The organism is Colwellia sp. BRX8-5 (assembly GCF_014077325.1).
GTDB lineage: Bacteria > Pseudomonadota > Gammaproteobacteria > Enterobacterales > Alteromonadaceae > Colwellia_A.
The window spans coordinates 113,488-125,111 of sequence record NZ_JACGVR010000001.1 but is presented as its reverse complement, the minus strand read 5'-3'; the positions used below and the strand labels follow the sequence as shown (position 1 = coordinate 125,111).

Annotated in this window: 12 protein-coding genes and 2 tRNA genes; 11 read left to right on the top strand and 3 right to left on the bottom strand. The window is 36.6% G+C overall.

Annotation, left to right across the window (positions count from 1 at the left end; translation table 11 throughout):
- The first annotated feature begins 22 nt into the window (after positions 1–22).
- The 3 genes from H4J62_RS00500 to H4J62_RS00490 all read left to right on the top strand — a co-directional run bounded on the left by H4J62_RS00500 (position 23) and on the right by H4J62_RS00490 (position 1,567).
- Positions 23–454, top strand: a complete 432-nt coding sequence (locus H4J62_RS00500) for a CBS domain-containing protein (protein ID WP_182213469.1) — start codon at positions 23–25, stop codon at positions 452–454.
- Positions 455–604: 150 nt separating this feature from the next.
- Positions 605–1,084, top strand: coding sequence for a methylated-DNA--[protein]-cysteine S-methyltransferase (locus H4J62_RS00495; protein ID WP_182213467.1), 480 nt, complete (start codon positions 605–607; stop codon positions 1,082–1,084).
- A gap of 135 nt (positions 1,085–1,219) precedes the next feature.
- Entirely contained in the window at positions 1,220–1,567 is a 348-nt protein-coding gene (locus H4J62_RS00490; RefSeq protein WP_220465200.1) for a hypothetical protein, read from the top strand.
- Between the two features lie 14 nt (positions 1,568–1,581).
- Here H4J62_RS00490 and trmB read toward each other — a convergent pair whose 3' ends face one another.
- Together trmB and H4J62_RS00480 are read right to left on the bottom strand one after the other, a co-directional pair.
- Positions 1,582–2,316, bottom strand: coding sequence for a tRNA (guanosine(46)-N7)-methyltransferase TrmB (gene trmB / locus H4J62_RS00485; protein WP_182213466.1), 735 nt, complete (start codon positions 2,314–2,316; stop codon positions 1,582–1,584).
- 151 nt (positions 2,317–2,467) lie between these two features.
- Positions 2,468–2,806, bottom strand: coding sequence for a 50S ribosome-binding protein YggL (locus H4J62_RS00480; protein ID WP_182176192.1), 339 nt, complete (start codon positions 2,804–2,806; stop codon positions 2,468–2,470).
- A gap of 141 nt (positions 2,807–2,947) precedes the next feature.
- Between H4J62_RS00480 and mutY the strand changes: the two genes are divergently transcribed.
- From mutY to H4J62_RS00445, 7 genes are all read left to right on the top strand, one after another.
- Positions 2,948–4,021: an A/G-specific adenine glycosylase gene (gene mutY / locus H4J62_RS00475; RefSeq protein WP_182213464.1), complete on the top strand. Its 1,074-nt coding sequence runs from the start codon at positions 2,948–2,950 to the stop codon at positions 4,019–4,021.
- 101 nt (positions 4,022–4,122) lie between these two features.
- Complete coding sequence (locus H4J62_RS00470; RefSeq protein ID WP_070374680.1) at positions 4,123–4,395, top strand: oxidative damage protection protein; 273 nt, start codon at positions 4,123–4,125, stop codon at positions 4,393–4,395.
- Positions 4,396–4,583: 188 nt separating this feature from the next.
- Positions 4,584–4,659: transfer RNA gene (locus tag H4J62_RS00465), tRNA-Phe, on the top strand.
- Positions 4,660–4,781: 122 nt separating this feature from the next.
- Positions 4,782–4,857 (top strand) — tRNA-Thr (locus tag H4J62_RS00460).
- Between the two features lie 280 nt (positions 4,858–5,137).
- Positions 5,138–7,771, top strand: a complete 2,634-nt coding sequence (locus tag H4J62_RS20590) for a YdbH domain-containing protein (RefSeq protein ID WP_182213462.1) — start codon at positions 5,138–5,140, stop codon at positions 7,769–7,771.
- Between the two features lie 2 nt (positions 7,772–7,773).
- Entirely contained in the window at positions 7,774–7,956 is a 183-nt protein-coding gene (locus H4J62_RS00450) for a YnbE family lipoprotein (protein ID WP_182213460.1), read from the top strand.
- Between the two features lie 9 nt (positions 7,957–7,965).
- The gene (locus H4J62_RS00445) at positions 7,966–8,307 is read left to right on the top strand and encodes a YdbL family protein (protein ID WP_182213459.1); all 342 of its coding nucleotides are present in this window, start codon (positions 7,966–7,968) and stop codon (positions 8,305–8,307) included.
- 405 nt (positions 8,308–8,712) lie between these two features.
- On the opposite strand, the gene H4J62_RS00440 is transcribed toward H4J62_RS00445, so the two are convergent.
- Complete coding sequence (locus H4J62_RS00440) at positions 8,713–9,687, bottom strand: transposase (protein ID WP_182213457.1); 975 nt, start codon at positions 9,685–9,687, stop codon at positions 8,713–8,715.
- Between the two features lie 327 nt (positions 9,688–10,014).
- Between H4J62_RS00440 and H4J62_RS00435 the strand changes: the two genes are divergently transcribed.
- Complete coding sequence (locus H4J62_RS00435) at positions 10,015–11,541, top strand: carbon-nitrogen hydrolase family protein (protein WP_182213456.1); 1,527 nt, start codon at positions 10,015–10,017, stop codon at positions 11,539–11,541.
- The last annotated feature ends 83 nt before the right edge of the window (positions 11,542–11,624 follow it).

Here is an 11,624-nt window from a genome sequence, read left to right as displayed (position 1 = left end):
AATCAAATATTAGGAGAGAATGATGAGCTTAAGTAAAATTATGTCGACAGACTTAATTACCTTAGAACTTGACGATGATTTAAGTAAAGCAAAAGCAATATTTGACCAACACAGCATTCACCATATTTTGATACTTTGTGATAAACAACTTGTCGGGGTGGTCACCGATAGAGATATATACAAGCATTTAAGTCCAACAATTGGCACTAAAAACGAAACGCCCCGTGACCATTCAATGTTACAAAAGAAGCTACACCTCATCATGAACAGAGACCTAACAACAGCCAAGGCAGAAGTCAGTTTGAATGACGCAGTATTAATGTTTCATGACAATCACCTTTCATGTCTGCCGATTGTAAATGATGAAATGCAACCTATTGGTATTATCAGTTGGCGTGATATTTTAAAAGTTATTGCACGACAATACCGTAACAAGTTAGCCACTAATAAATAATGGCTGACACAAAACGACTTATGCTTTATTTTAGTTTAGCGCTTTAACTGAAGAAGCAATTTTAGTGCTGTGCATTATCGTTAATTATCTTTAAAATAGTTATTTATCCTCACAATATTTCATGAGTTATGCTTTAACAAAGGAATAAATATGTACTTTACTATCACCCCTTCTCCTTACGGCAATATCGCATTAACCGCTAATGACCAAGGGCTAACGGCGCTTGCTTTTCAAGATGGCGCTTTACCGCTGATTATTGATGAAAGTTACACAGAGAGCCCTACTCATTTTACCCGAGTGGTTCAACAGCTTGCAGAATATTTTTCTGGTCATCGTACTGTCTTCGACTTGGCACTTGCACCACAAGGTACACCATTTCAGCAAAAAGTATGGCAAGCATTGCTGACTGTCAAACAAGGTGAGACCAAAAGTTATTTATGGATAGCAAAAAAAATTAATAATGAAAAGGCCGTACGAGCGGTTGGCGCAGCAAACGGAAAAAACCCGATCGCTTTAATTATCCCTTGCCATCGTGTTATAGGCACCAATGGAAAATTAACAGGTTATGCTGGTGGTTTAGCTTTAAAAGCAAAGTTACTGATGCATGAACAAGCACAGTTCAGCGTTTAATTAACCTAACATAGAGTTAAGAGGGCTAGCGGTTTAATTTTTGTAAATACCCGAGTTATAAAATAAAAATAAGCTTTAGCCAAATTCAATTTGACTGATAAGATGCCCACAATGTTTTTATAGAATAAATCAGTTATGAGTATAGATATTTTATTTGTTTTTGCTGTTGCCGTAATATTGTGGATGGCATGGTTATTAGTTAAAGCAAAACGTTTCACTAAATTTAAGCTACAGATAGAAAAAGAGTTAAAGCCAAAAGTTATTGCTGATATTTTAGCCGAATTAGAAGAAAGCAGAAGTGATATTTTTCCAAATAACGAAATTCATCAACAAGCAACGATTTATTATTGGTCGCAGTATAAAGTGCGTATTTTGCAAGCCGCCTTGCAACGAGAAATCATTAGTACGCAGTGGTTAAAAGACACCGGCAACTTACGTAATAGCCAGCATCTTTTTCACGTTGAACAAGAGTACTTAAATTAACTGTCCATTCTAGATTAATCTTGGCGTTTAAATTGAATATCCCAAACGCCATGACCTAAGTTATGACCACGGTTTTCAAATTTCGTTAATGGCCGAGAATCAGGACGTGGCACAAAGTCACCATCGGTGGCTAAGTTTTTATAGCCCGGCGCTGAGTTCATATCTTCAATCATGCATTCTGCGTAATTTTCCCAGTCAGTAGCCATATGAAAAACACCACCCACCTTTAGCTTTTGACGAATAGTTTCGACAAATTCTAACGAAACAATTCGACGTTTATGATGCTTCTTTTTATGCCAAGGATCAGGAAAAAACAATTGCACGGTCGTTAATGAACTATTAGGAATACAGTCAGCAAGCACTTCTATCGCATCGTGTTCAAAAACCTTTAAATTATGAACGCCTTCTTCATCTGCTAATGAAATACAAGCGCCAACACCCGGACGATGCACTTCAACACCAACAAAATTTAGTTCTGGGGCATTTTTTGCCATTTCGACTAAAGATTTACCCATGCCAAAACCAATTTCTAAGATAATAGGATTGCTGTTATTAAATAAGTGAGCAAAATCAATCATTCCATCAAGATGGTTTAAGCCCATTGTTGGCCAAAATTGCTCCAATGCATTCGCTTGTCCTTTTGTTAATCGCCCTTCGCGCTTAACAAAACTACGTACTTTGCGAATATATTTGCCTTCTTTTTCAGCTTCTTCAATGCTTTTGTGGGTGTTTTCAGTTTTATCTACCATATATTTCTTCAATATAATCCAAGTTTTATTCTAAATAAATGCGCTTTAAACAAAGCAGCCAAAATTTTCAGAGTCTGCACTTATTGTACATAAGTAATGGCACTGAAAAATGCTGACAATGCCGGGTAAAGTTCATTTATGATGAATAAAGTTATTCAGCCCACCAAACATCGTAAAGATCACTAACAGCTACTGCTGTAGCGCCATTTTCATTCAACCAAGATTCTACAGCGGTACGATGTTCATCGGTACACTTACCGATATTTTGAGTACAAACGATACCATGCCATAAAACATCGCCTTCACCGCCAAAACCTAAACCATTAGGTTGAATAACTTCATTAAAAAAGTTATTCAAAAAAGTATCAACCGTATCATTGTCTGTACCGTCAGCTAATTTAAAAGCGACGTCAAAACCTAATTCTTGGTATTCATCAACACGTAATTTTTTACGTAAACGGCGGTTACGGTTTTTAGCATTTAATTTCATTTTAATTCCTTAAATCTTAGCAAGTATATTTCGAGTGATAATCTCGAGATTAATATGGACGAGAGCATAATGGCATTATAAATTTTTGCAATAAAAAATGCACATTTATTCGTGCCCGTTTATTAGGTAAACTAAGTCGCTATGACAAATAAAACTCAAATATCACCGAAATCAGCACAGTTTTTTGCCACGCAAACACTCGACTGGTATCAAGCCCAAGGCAGAAAGCACTTACCTTGGCAGCACAATAAAACCCCATACCGTGTATGGATCTCTGAAATAATGCTGCAACAAACACAGGTAGCAACGGTTATTCCGTACTATCATCGTTTTATGGACAGTTTCCCAACAATTACCGATTTAGCTAATGCCGATGAAGATAACGTTTTACATCACTGGACAGGATTAGGTTATTACGCTCGAGCTCGTAATTTACATAAAACAGCAAAAATAATTACTCAGCAATACCAAGGTACTTTTCCTGAGGACATTGAACAAGTTATTGCTCTACCGGGTATTGGTCGTTCAACGGCTGGTGCAATTTTAAGTTTGGCATTGAATAAGCATCACGCTATTTTAGATGGTAATGTAAAACGGGTATTAGCTCGTTGTTATATGGTTGAAGGCCATAATGGTCAGAGTAAGTATGAAAAAGCGTTATGGCCGATTGCTGAGGTATTAACGCCCAAAGAAGGTGTTGCGCAGTTTAATCAAGCGATGATGGATCTAGGCGCACTTATTTGTACTCGCAGTAAACCTAAATGTGAGCTGTGCCCGTTAAGTGACACTTGCTTAGCTTTTTCACTGAATGAACAAAGTAGTTACCCACAAAAAAAACCAAAGAAAATCATTCCAGAAAAGCAAACTATTATGGTGATACCTCGTATTAACCAGCAAGTATTATTAGAGAAACGTCCGCCAAGTGGCATATGGGGAGGTTTATGGTGTTTTTTAGAGGTCCAGCACGAAGAAGAGATTGCCGCATTATTAGCGAAGCTCCACTTGAAACAAACGTCCGTTGTACCCTTAGTAAAATTTCGCCATACCTTTAGTCACTTTCATTTAGATATATCGCCAGTAGTGATTGATTGTGAACAATTACCAACAAAAGAAATCAACGAAAACAACCAACAACAGTGGTACAATTTAGCCACAACTGCATCGGTTGGCTTAGCAGCATCAACTCAAAAATTGATCAGCTTATTAAAGCCATGATATTTATATATCGATACCACTTTAAGATACAGATGAATATTAAAGTGGTAAAAGTATAAATGCACAGACCAACTTACAACCTAGAACAAGAGAATTAACTTATGAGCCGTATTATATTTTGCCAAAATTTAAAAAAAGACGCTGAAGGACTAGGATTTCAACTTTATCCTGGAGAAGTCGGTAAACGTATTTTTGATAATATCAGTCAAGAAGCATTTAAAAACTGGCAACAAAAACAAACCATGCTTATTAATGAGAAAAAAATGAACATGATGGAGCCAAATGACCGTGCTTTTTTAGAAACGGCTATGGTTGCTTATCTTTTTGAAGGAAAAGAACCTGAAATTGAAGGTTACGTTCCACCGAAAAAGTAAGGGTTCAACAACTTTTTTTATTGATAATTTTGATTAAATGGTGATTTTACGCTGACTATTCCGCCAATAAGCAGAAAAAACAAGCAAACAAACATTTATTTAAAAAAAAGGGTTGACGAACAAATCGAAAAACAGTTTAATACGCCCCGTCTTCAAGGCAAAGCCGAAAAGACAGCAGATTAGACACTGCCTCGATAGCTCAGTCGGTAGAGCAGAGGATTGAAAATCCTCGTGTCCCTGGTTCGATTCCGGGTCGAGGCACCATCTATTCAACCTATTTGAATATTTGTTGCTTACTTTTTTAATATAGAAATAGTGTAGAAACATTTGTTCGGTGCCAAGATAAATAGTTCAATAGAATAAATTTATCGCACACATCTTTGTGTGCCGACTTAGCTCAGTTGGTAGAGCAACTGACTTGTAATCAGTAGGTCGCCAGTTCGACTCCGGCAGTCGGCACCATCCATTCCGAAAGGAAGGAACGAAACCTTAACAGCAATGTTAAGGTTTTTTTTCGTCTTAAGAAAAGTAAAACCACCTACTGATATGGTAAAAAGTACCTGTAATCTTGTTTTTTCCTGTAATTCATCAATCACTAGCTATATTCGATTGTGTAAAATTAGGCTACCCTGTTAACTGTTGTGACCATAAATAGACTGTCGACTCACGGTCATCAACGATTAATAGCAATTAACATATTTTCTACTTGGGTTAAAAAAGTAGCTATGGCAAGGGAGCCTAAGTGCGATTTCTTAAATTTATCTTAATTGCTGTTATCACCTTACTGATTATTTTCACTATCACTTACAGTGCTAGAGTTTCAGTTCTCAATTACCTTGTAAAAACACAATTCAATTCAGACAAAATAGCGTTGACTTGCCTAAATGTAAGCCTTACCAGTAATATGGCCATTAGAGTCAACAAGGCATGCTTACAGACCCCAAAGGCTAACATTCAAATTGTAGGTATGACAATACAATGGCAACTATCCCCTAGCCTTAATATAACGGATATTGATATAGGGTTGGCAGAGATTAAAGGTACAGATCATTTATTCTCCAAAAAAGATGATGCTCTCTTAAACAAAGAGCAAGAAAATCAAAACTTAAGCCAATTGCTTTCAACAAGCTTACAAACTTATGCACAACAAATTAAGCAGTTTAATTTACCGGCAAAAATAAATGTCACTAAACTTTCCTATTCACCGTTTACGCTTAGCAATAAAACTGAGACAAAATATATTGCTAATTTATCGACACTAGCTAATAACTTGTCTTTTACACTAACAACATCCGAAAGCGTAGCGATTATTGAGGCTAAGCTAACCCGAGAGAAAGAAGGTTTTTCCATTGCGATCTCAAGTAAATTAAGTTTACTCAAAAGCTTTTTAAGCGCCCATCGATTACCTATTACCGCAGCATTAACAGACAACTTAACGGCTAGCGAAATCTCAGGTGATTTCAACACACAGATAAAATATCGAGCGAGCTCTATTAGCTTGAAAAATCAAATAAGCAATATCTCGATAATTTCTGAAAACGGCATAGGCAATAGCGGCCCGTTTAAACTATTAGGTGCGCTGAACTTCGATAGTCAATTTGATTTAATCGCCAAAGAAACGACTAATGAAATTTCCGCTAAAGACAAGATAACAGTCGCATTAACCTTTGTTGGAAAAAATGAAATATCAGTGGAATATAGTCAGCCACAGTTGTTAGCGAAGTTAACCCAAGCCGGGCTATCGCCAACAATGATGTCAATACTTGAAGAGAATCCGTTAACGCACGTAACCATAAAACCGCAAGGCGATGCACGATTAACACTGAACGATAGTAAGGGCTACCTTAGTCATCTTGAAATAAGCGCCTTTAGCGGTGCACGACCTCACCAAGTAAAATTTGATAATATTACTTTTGCCTTACCTACCCCACAAACACCTTATGCATTAGCAGTAGAGCGTTTTGTTATTGATAGTCAGCTGAAGCTGGTTAACATAGCGAAATACACTCCTGCGCCTGTTGCATTACATTTAATTGGCTCACTAAATAAAACCAAGCAAACAACAACGATTAATTTAACAGCAGACTCTTCAATCACCTTAAATAATATTGTGGTGCTTAAACAGATGACTGAGGACAAAAATAATAATAAAACGCACAATAAAATCACCACAAAAACGTCAACTGCACAAAAACCTCAAGCACTGTTGAGCCTAAAAAAATTAACAACAAAGTTAACGGGTAGCGTAGCGCTGTTAGAGGACAACAATCTAAACATTAAACTAAAAGTCGATAATCACGCTTCACAGCTGAATATTCCTAAAAAACTAAAGATAACTTCGTTTAATATTTTTAGTGAACTCAACGGCAACTTTGACGATATTCAGCTTAATGCTCAAGCCAGTGCTGACGGAGTGAAGCTAGGCAACATTGTTTTGACTGGCCCAGTCAAGTCACCTAATCTAGTTATCGCCGCCAAAAATTTACAACTTACCGACTTATTATCGTTAAATATCCAATTGCCGACTGAAGTTGAATTGATTGATGGCCTATTAGATTACAATATTTTTGGTCAAATAAACGCTTTAAACAATATTGAAAACACCCCCTTTAACGTTTCGGTGGCAATTACCTCACTCAGTGGTGAAATCAATGGCATTTGGTTGCAAGAGCTCAATTGGCAACAACATTTTTCATTACTCGCAGGAAAAATAACAACTCAGCCCAATGCTAAAGAAAACCTAACCGTTGAATTAATTGAAACTGTGACTCCTATTTCAAAGCTATCAATTAACACCAACTGGACATTCGATAAAAGCTTTCAGCTTTCAGCCAACAAACTTAAGGCGAATGTTTTAGGGGGCAGCTTCTTTATTCCAAATATACAATGGCCGGTCGAACATGGGCATTCAGTTAATGTTCAGCTTAATAGTATAGACTTAGAGCAAGTATTAGCATTAGATGAAAAACAAGGTATTGTTGTAACGGGTAATATATCAGGTCAACTTCCCGTTACTTTTGATGGTGATAAATATATTATTGAAAAAGGTGAACTGCACAATATTAGCAACGGACTGATACAGGTCATTGATAACCCAGCCGTAGAAGAGCTTAAAGCAAACAACAGTCAACTAAAACTGGCGTTTGATGCACTGCAAAACTTGCATTATCATCAGCTTTCCTCCGCAGTTACTATGGCAGACGACGGTTACATGCAGTTAAATACGGTAATAAAAGGTCGAAATCCAGATATTGATAACGATGTTAATTTAAATTTGAATTTGAGTTACGACTTGCTTGGCTTACTTGAATCATTATCAATAACACAACGTTTTGAAGAAAGCCTTATCAAAGGTTTACAAAAAAAGAAGGAGTAAGTATGAGTAAAATACTAATCGTGCTATTCACTGTTTTCATTATCAGTGCTTGTACACATAAGATAGAAGTTAGTGCAAAAGAACCGATCACCATTAATTTAAATTTGAAAATTGATCATGAAATAAAGGTGAAGGTAGATAAACAACTAGACGACATATTTAGTGCTGAAAGCGACATATTTTAGGGGAACGCCATGAAAAATTTAACAAAGAAATTCATAAAAAAAATAAGCTGTGCTCTATTGGTCTCTACTATAGCCTTTTCCGCTTGGGCTATTTCACTCGACGATGCAAAACAACAAGGTTTAGTTGGTGAAATGTCTAATGGTTACTTAGGTCTTATTATTGATAGCCCAGACTCGAAGAGCCTAGTCACCAGTGTTAACGAAAAGCGCAAAAGTATTTATATGAATTTAGCGCGCACCAATAAAATCACCATGCAACAAGTCACCGCTTTAGCAGGTAAAAAAGCTTATGATAAAACTCAACCAGGCCACTTTATCCAAAATAGCGCGGGGCAATGGGTTAAAAAATAAAGTGTGATAACTGCACCTAAAGCAAGTAGCACGAGAGCAGATAGCGAACAGCTCTAAGTTTTTATTTTATAGGTTTTTGGGGCGGTAGCTATCAAAAAAATGCTGCTACTGATGGCATTTAAGAATAGCCTTCTATAGAAAGCAACAAAACCTTAACAACAATGTTAAGGTCTCGTTCCGATATAAAAAGTAAAAAAAACAACATAGACACTCACCCTAATTCAAAAAGACATAGATATTTTAATAACTGATATTCTGTCGTCAGTCATATCGATTTTTAGTCATATGAAAGTGTACTAAAACAGTTTTCAACTTTATTTTCCTTAAATCATCGATATTTCGACAATTTTCGTCCACAGGAAAAACCTGATCAGCAATCTGAAAGTATTTTTATGGATTAACTATTTAAGAAAATAGTTGGTTGCAATGACTCAAGTTTTGTCGTCGCTTTAACTGTTGATGCTCACAGTAGTCACTCAGTGCAACTTCATGACCAATGGCACCATGGAACTGGGTATTAAATTCAGTGGTGATTACCAACCAATTTTCAGCGGATATATTTAATCGATTAAGTATTGCAGGTTGGCTTTTTTCTATGAAACCACATGTACCTTCTCTAATGCATCGACCTGTTAACTCAATTAATTTAAGATAATCTTTGAGTTCAAAAGGTAAACCTTTTGGCATACCCTTTGTTGGATTGCCAATAAAGGGTAATAGCGTGCTGGGCTGTTTGCTTTTTGCTGCCTGTTCACATCGAAGTTTGACACTCGTATGTTCTGAATTTTCTGGTGTTTCTGCGGCATTAGCTCGAATAGGATTTAAGTCAACATATGCCATACAAGATGCAAGAGCAGCTTCGTCTAATAGCGCTTGTGATTTAAATCTACCTTCCCAAAATCTACCTGTGCAGTTATCTTCTTGATTAGCGGCCCTAGCAATACCCTCATTAATATAACCCATAAACCAACTAATTTTCATCAGACGTTTTCGATAAACCTTAGCGGTTGACTTAACTATATCAAGTAATGGCTTTGCTAAGGCTTCCCCCTGACAATATTGCTTGGTCAGTAAAGTGCCTTTGTATAAAGTATGCCAACGTTCAAGAACTTCTATCATGCTCCATTGCTTAGCTTTTGCTTCATCAATAAATACTACTACATGATAATGGTTACTCATTACAGCATAAGCACAGACATCGATAGCGAATACTTGCGTAAGAAAATGAAGTTTGTCTTCTATCCAGCCTCGACGGTGTTCATAGCTTTGGCCTGAATATTTATCTTCACCACATAAGAAAGCTCGTCGAACACAACGAGCTACACAATGATAATAAAGGGTGTCTTCTAAACTAATTTGTTGTTTCCTTGGCGTTGCCATCATTCATCCTAAATAACATAGCTACCTTATTTTAGCTTAGTGCAAAGACTGTTATTGTTCAATTTTAAGTGGATTTCAATCTTAAGTGAGTGTCTGCTTAGATCTATTAACTTAGGTCTCAATTTTGAGTGAGTGTCTGCTTAGGTATTGCTTAGGTCTCAATTTTAAGTGAGTGTCTGCTTAGGTCTTTTGGTTTGTATCTTTGTTCTGATTTTTTAATATGCTTGTATAAGTTGATTTTTTGGTATACAAATCACAATAATCGTCTTTTTGCACTCTACGATGAGAGAAAAGTATGATTAATACCAAAATTAATTAGGAATTTAAATGGAAGCAAATAGCGTTACCGTCCGTCATTTAACATTGCAAGATATGACCGAGCTTCGCAAGGCGAGTGAATCAGTTTACCTTAATAAAGAATTAGCAACGTGGAATGAACCCACGGTTAAAGCATTATTAACTAAATTTCCAGATGGGCAAATCTGTGTAGTTGTTGATGGCATTGTTGTCGGTTGTGCCTTCTCATTAATAATTGAATATGCTGATTTTGGTGATGAACATACTTATTCTGAAATCACTAGCAATATGACCTTTGATAATCATGATCCTAAAGGCGACTCTTTATATGGAATAGAGGTCTTTATTCACCCTGATTATCGCGGTTTACGATTGGCTAGACGCTTGTATGATGCTCGTAAGGAACTTTGTGAAAACTTGAATTTACGCGCTATTGTAGCCGGTGGTCGTATGCCAAACTATGCGCAACATTCAGATAAAATGAGCGCTAAACAGTATATTGAAAAAGTAAAAATCAAAGAATTATATGACCCGGTATTAAGCTTTCAGCTCGCCAATGATTTTTATGTCCGCAAGTTACTAACCGGTTACTTATCGGGCGATAGGGAATCAATGGAGTATGCCACGTTACTTGAATGGCCGAATATTTTTTATACTAAATCGGTAAAACTTATCAATGCGCCGCGCTCAGAGGTTCGTTTAGGTTTAGTGCAATGGCAAATGCGTTCAATGAAAAGTATTGATGATTTATTTGAACAAATGGAATTTTATGTCGATGCCGTATCCGATTATAAAAGTGATTTTGTGCTGTTTCCTGAATTGTTCAATGCACCTTTGATGGCAGAATTTAACCATTTACGTTTAACAGAGAGTATTCGCAGACTATCGGAATATACCGAACAAATTCGTGATAAATTTATCGAATTTGCGATAAGTTACAATATTAATATTATTACCGGTAGCATGCCGTTTTTTGTTGATGGCAATCTTTATAACTCAGGCTTTTTGTGTCGTCGTGATGGTTCATGGGAACGTTATGATAAAATTCATTTAACACCAGCAGAAGTGCGTAGTTGGTCTATGGTGGGTGGTAAAAACCTCAAGGTGTTTGATACTGACTGTGGCAAAATTGGTATCATGATTTGTTATGATGTTGAATTTCCAGAGTACTCTAGAATACTTGCCGACCAGGGGATGAATATCTTGTTTGTGCCGTTCTTAACAGACACCCAGAATGGCTACACACGTGTGCGTCACTGTGCAATGGCAAGAGCGATTGAAAATGAATGTTATGTTGCTATAGCTGGCGCGGTAGGTAATTTGCCAAAAGTAAATAATATGGATATTCAATATGCCCAATCTGCGGTATTTACGCCGTCTGATTTTGCTTTTCCAACAACGGGCATCAAAGCAGAGGCAACACCTAACTCAGAAATGACTGTTATTGTAGACGTAAATCTAGATTTATTGAAACAGTTACATAGTCATGGCGCTGTACATACCATGCGTGATAGACGCCATGATTTATACAGTATTACCCAACATAAAAAAGATTAGTTGGTTATTTTTATAAGTAATTAAATATATTTACCTGCTAATAATCTGCGGGGTCAACGCACTAATATTGAATATCAAAATCA